Source organism: Actinacidiphila guanduensis, assembly GCF_900103985.1.
Classification (GTDB): Bacteria; Actinomycetota; Actinomycetes; order Streptomycetales; family Streptomycetaceae; genus Actinacidiphila; species Actinacidiphila guanduensis.
Genome location: NZ_FNIE01000010.1, coordinates 90094 through 102808, shown reverse-complemented (window position 1 = coordinate 102808; position 12715 = coordinate 90094). Strand labels below are relative to the sequence as shown.

General features: G+C 74.5%; 13 protein-coding genes. 11 read left to right on the top strand and 2 right to left on the bottom strand.

The window, feature by feature from the left end; all coding sequences use genetic code 11:
• Positions 1 to 18: 18 nt before the first annotated feature.
• The 9 genes from BLR33_RS22315 (at position 19) to ligD (ending at position 9385) form a co-directional block, all read left to right on the top strand.
• The gene (locus tag BLR33_RS22315; protein WP_093786510.1) at positions 19 to 909 is read left to right on the top strand and encodes an ATP-binding cassette domain-containing protein; all 891 of its coding nucleotides are present in this window, start codon (positions 19 to 21) and stop codon (positions 907 to 909) included.
• Positions 906 to 2054: an ROK family glucokinase gene (locus BLR33_RS22310; RefSeq protein ID WP_093786345.1), complete on the top strand. Its 1149-nt coding sequence runs from the start codon at positions 906 to 908 to the stop codon at positions 2052 to 2054. The genes BLR33_RS22315 and BLR33_RS22310 overlap by 4 nt, the downstream gene beginning before the upstream one ends.
• Complete coding sequence (locus BLR33_RS22305) at positions 2051 to 2677, top strand: hypothetical protein (protein ID WP_245771585.1); 627 nt, start codon at positions 2051 to 2053, stop codon at positions 2675 to 2677. The genes BLR33_RS22310 and BLR33_RS22305 overlap by 4 nt, the downstream gene beginning before the upstream one ends.
• Before the next feature lie 80 nt (positions 2678 to 2757).
• Positions 2758 to 4152, top strand: a complete 1395-nt coding sequence (gene pcaDC / locus BLR33_RS22300; protein WP_093786344.1) for a bifunctional 3-oxoadipate enol-lactonase/4-carboxymuconolactone decarboxylase PcaDC — start codon at positions 2758 to 2760, stop codon at positions 4150 to 4152.
• A gap of 145 nt (positions 4153 to 4297) precedes the next feature.
• Positions 4298 to 4930 (top strand): MBL fold metallo-hydrolase, encoded by a 633-nt coding sequence (locus tag BLR33_RS22295; protein WP_093786343.1) that lies wholly within the window; start codon positions 4298 to 4300, stop codon positions 4928 to 4930.
• 52 nt (positions 4931 to 4982) lie between these two features.
• On the top strand, positions 4983 to 5771 hold the full coding sequence (locus BLR33_RS22290) for an exodeoxyribonuclease III (RefSeq protein WP_093786342.1): 789 nt from the start codon (positions 4983 to 4985) through the stop codon (positions 5769 to 5771).
• A 200-nt stretch (positions 5772 to 5971) separates the two neighbouring features.
• Positions 5972 to 6223: a TfoX/Sxy family DNA transformation protein gene (locus BLR33_RS22285; protein WP_093786341.1), complete on the top strand. Its 252-nt coding sequence runs from the start codon at positions 5972 to 5974 to the stop codon at positions 6221 to 6223.
• A 334-nt stretch (positions 6224 to 6557) separates the two neighbouring features.
• Positions 6558 to 8423: a transketolase gene (locus BLR33_RS22280; protein WP_093786340.1), complete on the top strand. Its 1866-nt coding sequence runs from the start codon at positions 6558 to 6560 to the stop codon at positions 8421 to 8423.
• A gap of 5 nt (positions 8424 to 8428) precedes the next feature.
• On the top strand, positions 8429 to 9385 hold the full coding sequence (gene ligD, locus BLR33_RS22275) for a non-homologous end-joining DNA ligase (protein ID WP_093786339.1): 957 nt from the start codon (positions 8429 to 8431) through the stop codon (positions 9383 to 9385).
• A gap of 112 nt (positions 9386 to 9497) precedes the next feature.
• Here ligD and BLR33_RS22270 read toward each other — a convergent pair whose 3' ends face one another.
• Positions 9498 to 9887, bottom strand: a complete 390-nt coding sequence (locus tag BLR33_RS22270; protein WP_093786338.1) for a DUF6479 family protein — start codon at positions 9885 to 9887, stop codon at positions 9498 to 9500.
• Positions 9888 to 10150: 263 nt separating this feature from the next.
• Between BLR33_RS22270 and BLR33_RS22265 the strand changes: the two genes are divergently transcribed.
• The gene (locus BLR33_RS22265) at positions 10151 to 11098 is read left to right on the top strand and encodes an SGNH/GDSL hydrolase family protein (protein ID WP_093786337.1); all 948 of its coding nucleotides are present in this window, start codon (positions 10151 to 10153) and stop codon (positions 11096 to 11098) included.
• Between the two features lie 48 nt (positions 11099 to 11146).
• Positions 11147 to 11899 (top strand): ZIP family metal transporter, encoded by a 753-nt coding sequence (locus BLR33_RS22260; RefSeq protein ID WP_093786336.1) that lies wholly within the window; start codon positions 11147 to 11149, stop codon positions 11897 to 11899.
• Here the strand turns inward: BLR33_RS22260 and BLR33_RS22255 are convergent.
• Positions 11868 to 12632 (bottom strand): hypothetical protein, encoded by a 765-nt coding sequence (locus tag BLR33_RS22255; RefSeq protein ID WP_093786335.1) that lies wholly within the window; start codon positions 12630 to 12632, stop codon positions 11868 to 11870. The genes BLR33_RS22260 and BLR33_RS22255 overlap by 32 nt on opposite strands.
• Positions 12633 to 12715 lie beyond the last annotated feature (83 nt).

Sequence of the window (12715 nt, the reverse complement as noted above, 5' to 3'; positions counted from 1 at the left end):
GAGAACCCCGGCACCCCGATGACCACGACCCCCGAACTCGTGCCCCCGGCCGGCCCCCTGGTGGAGCTGACCGCGGTGAGCAAGTCCTACGGCAACGTCCTCGCCCTGCGCGAGGTCTCCCTGGAGGTGCACGCCGGCCAGATCACCTGCGTGCTCGGCGACAACGGCGCCGGCAAGTCCACCCTCATCAAGATCATCGCCGGCCTGCACCCCCACGACTCCGGCACCTACGCCATCGAGGGCGTGCCCGTCCAGCACACCTCCCCGCGGCAGGCCCTGGACCGCGGCATCGCCACCGTCTACCAGGACCTCGCCGTGGTACCCCTGATGCCGGTCTGGCGGAACTTCTTCCTCGGCTCCGAGCCCACCCGCGGCCGCGGCCCGCTGCGCCGCCTGGACACCGCCACCATGCGCGCCACCACCCGTGAGGCGCTGCTGCGCATGGGCATCGACCTGCGTGACGTCGACCAGCCCATCGGCACCCTCTCGGGTGGCGAACGCCAGTGCGTCGCCATCGCCCGCGCGGTGCACTTCGGCGCGAAGGTGCTGGTCCTGGACGAACCCACCGCCGCCCTGGGCGTCAAGCAGTCCGGAATGGTGCTGCGCTACGTGGCCGCCGCCCGCGACGAGGGCCTCGGTGTGGTGCTCATCACACACAACCCGCACCACGCCTACCTGGTCGGCGACCGCTTCGTCCTGCTCAAGCGGGGCACCATGTCGGGCAGCCACCTCAAGGAGGACATTACGCTGGACCGGCTCACCCGGGAGATGGCAGGCGGCAGCGAGCTGGACGAGCTGACCCACGAGCTCGGCCGGACCCGGGGAGGCGGCACAATGTCCACGGACGGGCCCACGGCGGAGAAGGCCGCCCCGTCCCCCGAACCGCCCGACCCGGAGACCAGCGCTTGAGTGCCAACCGAGAACGCGTCTACCGCGGCAGCGCCGCCCGGGCCACGGTCTGGCGGGCCGTGGCCGGCGCCGACGTCCGCGAGCGCCGCTCGCACCTGACCGCGCCCCGCGTGCCCACCGTCGGCATCGACATCGGCGGCACCAAGGTGATGGCCGGCGTGGTGGACGCCGACGGCAACATCCTGGAGAAGCTGCGCACCGAGACACCGGACAAGTCCAAGAGCCCCAAGGTGGTCGAGGACACCATCGTGGAGCTGGTGCTGGACCTCTCCGAGCGGCACGACGTGCACGCGGTGGGCATCGGGGCGGCCGGCTGGGTGGACGCCGACCGCTCCCGGGTGCTCTTCGCCCCGCACTTGGCCTGGCGCGACGAACCGCTGCGCGAGCGGCTCTCCGAGCGCCTGCTGGTGCCCGTCATGGTCGACAACGACGCCAACACCGCGGCCTGGGCCGAGTGGCGCTTCGGCGCCGGCCGCGGCGAGGCCGACCTGGTGATGATCACCCTGGGCACCGGCATCGGCGGCGCCATCCTGGAGGACGGCCACGTCAAGCGCGGTCGGTTCGGCGTGGCCGGCGAGTTCGGTCACATGCAGGTGGTGCCCGGCGGCCACCGCTGCGCCTGCGGCAACCGCGGCTGCTGGGAGCAGTACAGCTCCGGCAACGCCCTGGTCCGCGAGGCCCGCGAACTGGCCGCCCAGGACTCCCCGGTGGCGTACGGGATCATCGACCGGGTCGGCGGCAACGTCCGCGACATCACCGGGCCGCTCATCACCGAACTCGCCCGCCAGGGCGACCCGATGTGCGTGGAGCTGTTCCAGGACATCGGCCAGTGGCTCGGCGTCGGCATCGCCAACCTCGCCGCCGCCCTCGACCCCTCCTGCTTCGTCATCGGCGGCGGCGTCAGCGCCGCCGACGACCTGCTGATCGCCCCGGCCAGGGACGCCTTCCGGCGCACCCTGACCGGCCGCGGCTACCGGCCCGAGGCGCGCATCGCCCGGGCCGAACTCGGCCCCGAGGCGGGCATGGTGGGCGCCGCCGACCTCGCCCGCCTGGTCGCCCGGCGGTTCCGCCGGGCCAACCGGCGCCGGGTCGAGCGCTACGAGCGCTACGGACGCACCTACGGACGGCAGGCGAACCAGCCGTGACCACATCCGACCAGCCGGGCCGCGCGCCCGGCAGCGGCGCCCCGGCAGCCGCCGGCGCCCCCGGCGCCCCTGCCGACGGGCCGCCCCAACTGCGGTCCCTGCCGCGCTGGGTGCGCTGGACCGTGCTGCCGCTGCTGGTCCTGGTCCCGCTCGGCTACATGATCATCTCCGCCGAGCAGAGCCGGGCCAGCGGCAACGACCCGCTGCAGAACCGGGCCGGGCGGCAGCTCACCCAGGTCTACCCGCCGCGCGTGACGCAGCGGATCTACCAGGTGCCGGTGCCGGTCGGCTCGCGCTTCACCCGCTACCTGGAGCAGAACTCCTGGGACACCAGCGTGCTCTACACCGAGTTCCTCACCACCCCCGGCGGCCTGGACACCTTCCTCGCCCAGGTCGGCACCAGCCGCACCGCGCTGGTCCCGGGCAAGGTGACGATGAACGCCGCGCAGTGCAAGGCCACCGGCTGGCACTTCGGCTCCGGCCGGGCCTGGGCCGGGGTCGTCCTCAAGGCCCCGGGCGACCGGCCCGACCACGACATCACGGTGGACATGACCCACCCGGACAGCCCCCGGGTCTACGTGGTCTCCACCGTCAACTTCCAGCACGGCTTCGGAGGCGGCTGAGTGCCGCCGCCGCGGGCCCGCCGCGCACACCCCCCGGCCCCCGCGGCCCCTGTGTTCCCTGCACCCGACAGCGTGAGGCGATGACCGACGTGACCGACGAGACCGCCGACCGGCTCGGCACGTATCCGGCCGCGGCCACGTACCCGTCGTACCCGGGACGCGGCACCACCTTCGGCGAGGGCCGGGCCGGCGCCGTCACGGCCGCCCGCACCGAGGAGGCCGAGGACCCCGACGACCGCGACGACCTGCAGCCCCCGCTGCAGTACCGCTTCGACGGCCCGGACGGCGCGCCCGTGCTCGTACTCGGCCCCGCGCTCGGCTCCACCTGGCACATGTGGGACCGCCAGCTGCCCGAACTCACCGGCACCTGGCGGGTGCTGAGGTTCGAGCTGCCCGGCCACGGCGGCGCCCCCGCCGAACCCGCCTCCACCGTCGACAACCTCGCCCGGCGGCTGCTGGCCGTCCTGGACGACGAGGGCGTGGACACCTTCGGGTACGCCGGCTGCGAGCTGGGCGCGGCCGTGGGCGCCCGGCTCGCGCTGCTGCGGCCCGACCGGCTGGCCGCGCTCGCCCTGGTGTCGGCCGCCGCCCGCTTCGGCACCGCCGACACCTGGCGGCAGCGCGGCGTGGTGGTGCGCGCCAACGGCCTGGACCGCACGGCGGCGAACACCCCGCAGCGCTGGTTCACCCACGCCTTCCTCAGCACCCAGCCGGCCATCACCGACTGGGCGGTGCAGATGGTGCGGACCACCGACACCGCCTGCTACATCGCCGCCTGCGAGGCACTGGCCGCCTTCGACATCCGCGACCAGCTGTCCAGCATCACCGTGCCCACCCTCGTCGTCGCCGGCGCCGACGACACCGAGACGCCGCCGGCCGACGCCCGGCTGCTGGTGGCCGGCATCCCCGACGCGCGCCTGGCCGTCGTCCCCGGCACCGGCCACCTCGCGCCCGTCGAGGAGCCGACAGCGGTGGGCACCCTGCTGGCCCACCACTTCGAGAGCGCCTGGGCCGAGCGCACCCCCGCGGCCACGCCCTTCCCGCCCGTGCCCGCCGCCGTCGCCCCCCGGGCCCCGGCGGCCCCGGCCGCGCCCGACTCCTACGCCGAGGGCATGCGCATCCGGCGCGAGCTGGTCGGCGACGCCGAGGTGGAGTCCGCGATCGCCCGGGCCAGCACGTTCGGGGCGAACTTCGACGAGTTCGCGACGCGGTGGGGGTGGGGCGAGACATGGACGCGCCCCGGGCTCGACCGGCGGACCCGCAACTTCGTCGCCCTCACCGCGCTGACCGCGCTCGGCCGGCTCGCCGACCTCGCCGACCACACCCGCGCGGCCCTGCGTGGCGGGCTCACCCCGGCCGAGATAGAGGAGACGCTGCTGCACACGGCCGTCTACTGCGGGCTGCCTGCGGCGCGGGCGGCGGTGGAGGCGGCGCGGGCGGTGATCGCGGAGGAGACCGGCACGGCCGGAGGGTAAAGGGATACGGCTCCCCGCCGTCGGGGTTCCCTTTCGCGGCCGGGTGCGCGCAGTTCCTCCTCCAGGGCTCCGCCTGGGAGCACCCCAGCGCCCCTGAGCCACCTCCGCCTTCGCGTGTAAGGCGGGGCGGTACGACAATGGCCTCATGGAGCTTACGAAGATGGGGCATGCCTGTGTGCGGATCGAGCACGAGGGGCGGGTGGTGGTGATCGATCCCGGCGGCTTCAGCGAGGAGGACGCCGCCGTGGGGGCCGACGCGATCCTCGTCACGCACGAGCACCAGGACCACTTCAACGAGGACCGGCTGCGCCGGGGCCTGGAGGCGAACCCCGCAGCCGAACTATGGACGCTGCGCAGCGTCGCCGAACAGGTGTCGGCCGCGTTCCCCGGGCGCGTGCACACCGTGGGGCACGGGGACACGTTCACGGCCGCCGGGTTCGATGTACAGGTGCACGGCGAGCTGCACGCGGTGATCCACCCCGACATCCCGCGGATCACCAACATCGGCTTCCTGATCGGCGGTTCGGTCTTCCACCCCGGTGACGCCCTCACCGTGCCCGGCCACCCCGTCGACACCCTGCTGCTGCCGGTGATGGCCCCGTGGAACAAGATCGCCGAGGTGATCGAGTACGTCCGCGAGGTCAAGCCGCGCCGTTCGATCGACGTCCACGACGCCCTGCTCACCGAACTCGCCCGCCCCATCTACGACCTGCAGATCGGCAACCTCGGCGGCGCCGACCACCTGCGGCTGGCCCCCGGCGAGGGCACCGCCGCCTGACCGGTGGCCCCGTGGCGGCCCGCTGTCGGACCCAGCCGCTAGGTTGAGGGGCATGCGCATCGCGACCTGGAACATCAACTCCATCACCGCCCGCCTGCCGCGGCTGCTCGCCTGGCTGGAGTCCAGCGGCCCCGACGTGGTGTGCCTCCAGGAGATCAAGTGCACCGCCGAGCAGTTCCCGCACGAGGAGCTGCGCGCGCTGGGGTACGAGGCCGCCGTGCAGGCCACCGGGCGGTGGAACGGGGTGGCGGTGCTCTCCCGGGTGGGCCTGGCCGATGTCGTGCACGGCCTGCCCGGCGCCCCGCGGTACGAGGACGTGGAGGAGCCCCGCGCGCTCGCCGCCACCTGCGGCCCGGTCCGCGTCTGGTCGGTCTACGTGCCCAACGGGCGGGAGGTCGACCACCCCCACTTCGCGTACAAGCTGCAATGGCTGGAGGCCCTGACCGCGGCCGCGGCGGGCGACGCGGCGGGGGAGCGCCCCTTCGCCGTCATGGGCGACTACAACGTGGCGCCCGCCGACGAGGACGTGTGGGACATCGCCGTCTTCGAGGGCGCCACCCATGTCACCCCCGCCGAGCGGGCCGCTCTGGCCGCCCTGCGCGGCGTCGGGCTGACCGACGTGGTGCCCCGCCCGCTGAAGTACGACCACCCGTTCACGTACTGGGACTACCGCCAGCTCGCCTTCCCCAAGAACCGCGGCATGCGGATCGACCTGGTCTACGGCAACGCGCCCTTCGCCAAGGCGGTCTCCGACGCGTACGTGGACCGCGAGGAGCGCAAGGGCAAGGGTGCCTCCGACCACGCCCCGGTCGTGGTCGACCTGGAGCTGTCTGCCGATTGAGGGACGCGGCGGGCGCGGTGGGCCCGTCACTACAGCGGGGGACGGTCACGGGCGTGTCAGCCCGCGATGGGCCGGAAGGGCGGGGCCGCGCGTGCATCATGGCGCCAGCGGACATCCCACACACCCCTTCCCCCTCTGCTGTCAATTCACCTGACGCACCCTCACACGACCTTCACCACCGGCTTGTACGGAGGCACCACGTGGACTCCCTTCAACAACTGCCGAACATCGGGGCGGTGCTCGCCGACCGGCTGCGCCGCGCCGGCGTCGGCGACGCCGGCGAACTGCGCCGGCTGGGCTCGGGCCGGGCCTTCGAGAAGATCCGCCCGGACCTGCCCGAGGACGCCGCCACCCACACCCTGCTCGCCCTGGAGGGCGCCCTGCGCGGCATGCGCTGGACCGCCATCCCGCAGACCGAGCGCGAGACCCTCGTCCACCGCGTCCTGGGATGAGCGCTCCGCCGTGACCGGCGCCGTCGACGCCGGCGGTGATCCGCCGCGGCCCGGCCGCAACCCGGCCGGGACGTCCCGGCGACGCCGCTCACGGGCTCCCAGGCCCCAGGCGCTGGCGGCGCCCCTCGCAGCGAGGACGGCACGAGCCGCGCACCGCGCACGCCCCGGGCACCGCATCCGGAGCGTGTCCGGACGATCCCGGTGCGCCCCGGTCTGCGACCCTTCGTCCCGCCCGCCGTTTGCCCTGCCCGGGTCCGGGCAGCCGCAACGAGAGGGGGCACCCGGAGGGTGCTCCCTGCCCGCAGGACACCGCAGCGAAGGGAGAACCGTCCCCATGGCCCCCACCGTCACGCAGGACGCCGTACTCAGCGACGCACAGATCGCCGATCTCGCCCAGCAGTTGCGGGTGGACTCGGTGCGGGCCGCGGATGCCGCAGGATCGGGTCACCCCACCTCCTCGATGTCCGCCGCCGAGCTGATCGCGGTCCTCCTCGCCCGCCACCTGCACTACGACTTCCGGCATCCCGAACTGCCCGGCAACGACCACCTGATCTTCTCCAAGGGCCACGCCTCCCCGCTGCTGTACGCGGCCTACAAGGCCGCGGGCGCGATCAGCGACGACGAGCTGCTCACCTTCCGCAAGCTCGGCAGCCGCCTCGAAGGCCACCCCACCCCGAAGATCCCGTGGGTCGATGTGGCCACCGGCTCGCTCGGCCAGGGCCTGCCGATCGGCGTCGGCGTGGCGCTCGCCGGCGCCCGGCTGGACCACCTGCCGTACCGCACCTGGGTGCTCTGCGGCGACAGCGAGCTGGCCGAGGGCTCGGTGTGGGAGGCGTTCGAGCACGCCGGCATGGAGGGCCTGGACAACCTGACGGTGATGATCGACGTCAACCGGCTCGGCCAGCGCGGTCCCACCCGGCACGGCTGGGACCTGGACGCCTACGCCCGGCGGATCCGCGCCTTCGGCTGGCACACGATCGAGATCGACGGGCACGACGTGCAGGCAGTGGACGAGGCCATGACCGCCGCCCGCGACAACCGCGGCGCCCCCACCGCCATCATCGCCAGGACCCGCAAGGGCCGGGGCGTGGCCGCGGTGGAGGACAAGGAAGGCAAGCACGGCAAGCCGCTGCCCGACGCCGAGGAGGCCATCCGCGAGCTGGGCGGCATGCGCTCGCTGCGGGTGCACGTGCAGGAGCCCGAGCAGGCGGCCGAGCCCAAGCGCCCGGCCGACGACCCGGACGCCCGCCTGCCGCGCTACGACAAGGGCGGCTCCGTTGCCACCCGCACCGCCTTCGGCGAGGCCCTGGCCGCGTTCGGCGGGCTGCGCGGGGACATCGTCGCGCTCGACGGCGAGGTCGGCGACTCCACCAAGGCCGGGCTCTTCGGCGAGGCCCACCCCGAGCGGTACATCGAGTGCTACATCGCCGAGCAGGAGCTCATCGGCACCGCCGTGGGCCTAGGAGTGCGCGGCTGGACCCCGTACGCCTCCACCTTCGCCGCCTTCCTCACCCGCGCCCACGACTTCCTGCGGATGGCCGCCGTCTCCCGGTCCGACCTCAATGTCGTCGGCACCCACGCCGGTGTCGCCATCGGCGAGGACGGCCCCTCGCAGATGGCGCTGGAGGACCTGGCCATGACCCGCTCGCTGCACGGCAGCACCGTGCTCTACCCCTGCGACGCCAACCAGACCGTCCAGCTCATCACGGCCATGGCCGAACGGACGGGCATCAGCTACCTGCGGGCCACCCGCGGCAACACCCCGGTGATCTACGGCCCCGGCGACGCCTTCCCGATCGGCGGCAGCAAGGTGCTGCGGTCCGGCCCCGACGACCAGGTCACGCTCATCGGCGCCGGCGTCACCGTGCACGAGGCGCTGGCCGCCGCCGACATGCTCGCCGAGGAGGGCGTCAAGGCCCGGGTGATCGACCTGTACTCGATCAAGCCGGTGGACGCCAAGACACTGCGGGAGGCCGCCGAGGCCACCGGCAGGTTCGTCACGGTGGAGGACCACCACCCCGAGGGCGGCCTGGCCGACGCGGTGCTGGAGTCCTTCGGCAACGGCCACCCCATGCCGCTGCTCACCCGCCTCGCCGTGCACTCCATGCCGGGTTCCGCGACCCCGCGCGAGCAGCTGGACGCGGCCGGCATCGGCGCCACCGCCATCGCGGCCGCCGCCCGCAAGCTCGCGGCGGCCTGACCGCGATGGCCCCCACCACCGCCGGCGCCACGGTCACCCTGGAGGCCGGGCGGCACGAGGTGCGCATCACCCGGGCCGGCAAGGAGCTCTTCCCCGCCGGCCCGGGCGGCGCGCTCGCCGTCACCAAGGCCGACCTGGCCGCGTACCACCGGGACATCGCCGAGTACGCGCTGCCGCACCTGGCCCGGCGCCCGCTGATGCTGGAGATCCACCCGGACGGCATCGGCGGCCAGCGCTTCATGCAGAAGAACGTCCCCGGGCACTACCCCGACTGGATCCACCGGGCCGAGCTGCCCAAGGAGGGCGGCACCGTCACGCAGGTGCTCGCCGACTCCGCCGAGACGCTGGTCTACCTCGCCGGGCAGGGCTGCACCACGCTGCACCGCTGGCTCTCGCGCGCCGACAAGCCGCGCCGGCCCGACCTCATGGTCTTCGACCTCGACCCCTCGCAGCCGCCGGGCGAGAAGGCGGACTTCACCCCCGTCCGGCAGGCCGCCCGCCGGCTCGGCGAGCTGCTGGACGACCTCGGCCTGCCCTGGGCGCCCATGACCACCGGCTCGCGCGGCCTGCACCTGGTGGTCCCGCTCGCCCGCCGGGCCGACGCCGACGAGGTGCGCGACTTCGCCCGCGAGGTCGCCGACCACCTCGCGGCCCGGCACCCCCGCGAGCTGACCACCGAGATCCGCAAGGACGCCCGCGGCGGGCGGCTGTTCCTGGACGTGATGCGTAACGGCTACGCCCAGACCGCCGTCGCCCCCTACGCCGTCCGAGCCCTGCCCGGCGCCCCGGTCGCCGTCCCCGTCTCCCCGGACGCCCTCGACGACCCCGCGCTGACCGCCGACCACTGGACCCTGCGCACCGCCCTCGACCAGGCCCGCACCAGCCCCTGGGCCCACCTGGCCGACGCGTCCCCCAGGACGCTGGGCCCGGCCCGCAGGAAGCTGCGCGCCCTGGCGGAGTGAGGCGGCGGTACGGCACGCACGAGGGGCGCCCCCGGAATCCGATTCCGGGGGCGCCCCTCGTGCGTGCCGCGGCTCGGGCGGCCAGGCGCGGTCAGGCGCGGCTGGTCCGCGGCTAGTCCACGTTCGGCCCGCTGTGCCGGCGCCCGTGCGTCCGCGCGCGCCCGGCGTGGACGCCCGCGTCGTGCACCTCGTGCGGGAACCGGCGCCGGCCGTCCGTCGGCATCACATCCGGCTCCACCTCGCGCGAGTCGTGGCTGCGCGCGGCCTCGCCCTGGTGGCCGGGACCGTGGTCGCTCGGCCCGTCGAACTCCTCGTGCCGCGTCTGCCAAGCGCCCGCCCGGGGCCTGCGGCCGCGCGGAAGCGGGGGCTCCCGGCCCACTCGCCGCATCCCCACGTACACGGCCCCGATGAGGACGATCACAATGCAGATGCCGATGATCAGCGGTCCCACCGCCCGGTCGGGCAGTGCCAGCTGGGTCGTGTACTGCTCGGAAAGGGACATCTCGACACCTCCTCGTTCTGCGGGTGCCCGCGATCACGCTCCCCACACGAGCCCGGGGCAACCGAAAACCCGGCCCGCCCGCACCGGCACCCTCCGTGATCGGCCCCCTCTGGTGCGCGAACAGCGCGTGAACCCGCCGTGACCCCACGGTGCCGAACCCATTGACAGCGGCCACCGGTCCGTCGAGCCTTGACCCGCGCCGCGGCCGGAACCGGCCCGCGACGCCGATCGGCACAGCGACAACCGAGCGGGGGAGGGGCCTGATGGCCGTGCGCAGGGGCGGGACGGACAGCAGGGGCGGTACCGGGACCAGGCGGCTGGGCGTCGCGATCGCCGCGCTCGGCGGAGCGCTCGCCCTGACCGCGGCGGCGGTGAGCCCCACGGCCGCGGTCGGCCGGCCCGAGCAGGGCCGCCACCACGGCCCCGCCCTGCGCTACACCGCACTCGGCGACTCCTACACTGCGGGGCCCGCCATACCCACCCAGGTCGACGCCGCCTGCGCCCGCTCCGATCACGACTACCCCTCGCTCGCGGCCGCCGCCGAGCACGCCGACCTCACCGACGTCAGCTGCTCCGGCGCCACCACCGCCGAGATGTGGCAGGCCCAGGGCACCAACCCGCCGCAACTGGACGCCGTCCACCGCGACACCGACCTGGTCACCCTGCAGATCGGCGGCAACGACATCGGCTTCGGCTCGATCATCGCCACCTGCGCGGCCCTGTCCGCCACCGACCCGGCCGGCAGCCCCTGCGAGCAGCACTACACCGCGGGCGGCACCGACCAGCTCACGGCCAACGTGCTGCAGACCGCCCCCAAGGTCGCCGCCGTGCTGCGGGCGATCCACACCCGCGCCCCGCACGCCCGCGTGGTCGTCGTCGGCTACCCCGACCTGCTGCCCGACGACGGGGTCGGCTGCTTCCCTGCGGTGCCCTTCGCCGCCGGCGACTTCCCCTACCTGCGGGACACCGAGAAGCGGCTCAACACCATGCTCAGGGCCGAGGCGCTGCTGCACGGCGCCGCCTACACCGACACCTACACGCCCACCGTGGGCCGCGACATGTGCCGGGCGGCCGACGTGCGCTGGATCGAGCCGCTCACCCCCGCCTCCCCGGCCGCCCCCGCCCACCCCAACGCCAAGGGCGAGCAGGCCATGGCCGCCGCCCTGGAACGGCAGCTCGCCCACGTCCTGCCCGGCTGCGGCGGCCGCTAAGAGGGCCCCGGATTCGCTCACACTCGCGGGGTCCTGGATCATGGCGGCATGCCGGTCCTGATCGCCGCGGGCGCCTTCGTGATGACGCTCATCGGCGGCCTCGTCGCCCAGCACATCGGGGACCGCCGCCACCTGGTCCTCGGGCTCGCCGCCGGGCTGATGCTGGGCGTGGTCGGCTTCGACCTGCTCCCCGAGGCGCTGGAGAGCCAGCCCCAGCACGTCTTCGGGGTGCCGGCGGCGCTGCTGATGTTCGTGGCGGGCTTCCTCGCGCTGCACGTCGTGGAGCGCTCGGTGGCCATCCACCGCGCCCACGAGGGCGAGTACGCCTCGCACACCCACGGCCACGGCCACCCGCACGCGCCCACCCAGGGCATCGGTGTGGCCGCGGCCGGCGCCCTGGTCGGCCACAGCGTGATGGACGGCTTCGCGATCGGCGCGGCCTTCCAGGCGGGCGACACCGTCGGCGCCGTCGTCGCCATCGCGGTCATCGCGCACGACTTCGCCGACGGCTTCAACACGTACACGATCACTCGGCTCTACGGGAACGGCCGCCGCCGGGCGCAGGCGCTGCTCGCCGCCGACGCGCTGGCCCCCGTCGCCGGCGCCGCGATCACCCTGGGATTCACCATCCCGGCCGCGGCGCTCGGCCTCTACCTCGGCTTCTTCGCCGGCTTCCTGCTCTACCTGGCGACCTCCGACATCCTGCCCGAGGCGCACAGCCCGCACCCGGCCGGCACCACCTTGATGTGCACGGTCGCCGGGGCCGGGATCATGTGGCTGGTGATCGGTCTCGCTGACTAGCCAGGCCCTTGGGCGCGGAGGTGGCCGCCTTGGTCACGTCCGCGACCAGCTCGACGACGTCCGATCCGTACGCCTGGGAGTTCACCACCCGCAGCAGCAGGCAGAACGTGCCGTCCGGGCCGTACTTGCGGGCCAGCCGGACATGGTGGCGGGCGAGGTAGCGGGTCGCGGCCTGGTTGGCGATGCCGCGCTGGCCCGAGGCGAGGAAGACCGGGCGGTCGTTGCCGGAGTCCTTGCCCGCAGACAGCCGGGCCAGCAGCACGTACTCCACCGCGCCCTTCTCCAGCCGGTAGGTCTCGCCGCCGACGGTGATCGCGCCCTGGTTCGGGCCGGGCGCCGGGTCGGTGTCGACCTCCACGCCGGGCAGCATCGAGCGCAGGTGCGCGGCCAGCCGCAGGTTCGCCGCCGGGGCGCCGATGCAGAACTCGGTCCTGGCGCCGAAGCCCTGCCAGGCCGTGTCGTGCGCCAGCACCTCCGCGTGCGCCCCGCACTCCTTGATCACCGCCGCCAGCTCCAGCAGCGCGAAGGCGTCGTGCCGGGCGAGGCTCCAGCTCCGCGCGCCCGGGTCGCGCGGCACCACCAGCAGACACTCCGACTCCACCGGCAATCCGAAGAACCGCTGCTTGCGGCGGAGCCTGCGCCGCAGCAGAGCGGCCCGGAGCAGCCAGCCGGCCACCCCGCCGACCACCAGCCCGGCCACGACCAGGACGAGGTTGCGCACGTCGTCGCTCATGGCGCGGCATCGTAGCGGTGTTCGAGCCGCCGCGGATATGGGGTCACCGGCCCGGGGCGGCCGCGGACCGCCGCCGGGCATGG

Coding starts and splice junctions, on each gene's coding strand:
- BLR33_RS22315 (WP_093786510.1), top strand. CDS start 19: ATGACCACGACCCCCGAACTCGTGCCCCCGGCCGGCCCCCTGGTGGAG.
- pcaDC (WP_093786344.1), top strand. CDS start 2,758: ATGACCGACGTGACCGACGAGACCGCCGACCGGCTCGGCACGTATCCG.
- BLR33_RS22295 (WP_093786343.1), top strand. CDS start 4,298: ATGGAGCTTACGAAGATGGGGCATGCCTGTGTGCGGATCGAGCACGAG.
- BLR33_RS22290 (WP_093786342.1), top strand. CDS start 4,983: ATGCGCATCGCGACCTGGAACATCAACTCCATCACCGCCCGCCTGCCG.
- BLR33_RS22280 (WP_093786340.1), top strand. CDS start 6,558: ATGGCCCCCACCGTCACGCAGGACGCCGTACTCAGCGACGCACAGATC.
- ligD (WP_093786339.1), top strand. CDS start 8,429: ATGGCCCCCACCACCGCCGGCGCCACGGTCACCCTGGAGGCCGGGCGG.
- BLR33_RS22270 (WP_093786338.1), bottom strand. CDS start 9,887: ATGTCCCTTTCCGAGCAGTACACGACCCAGCTGGCACTGCCCGACCGG.
- BLR33_RS22265 (WP_093786337.1), top strand. CDS start 10,151: ATGGCCGTGCGCAGGGGCGGGACGGACAGCAGGGGCGGTACCGGGACC.
- BLR33_RS22260 (WP_093786336.1), top strand. CDS start 11,147: ATGCCGGTCCTGATCGCCGCGGGCGCCTTCGTGATGACGCTCATCGGC.
- BLR33_RS22255 (WP_093786335.1), bottom strand. CDS start 12,632: ATGAGCGACGACGTGCGCAACCTCGTCCTGGTCGTGGCCGGGCTGGTG.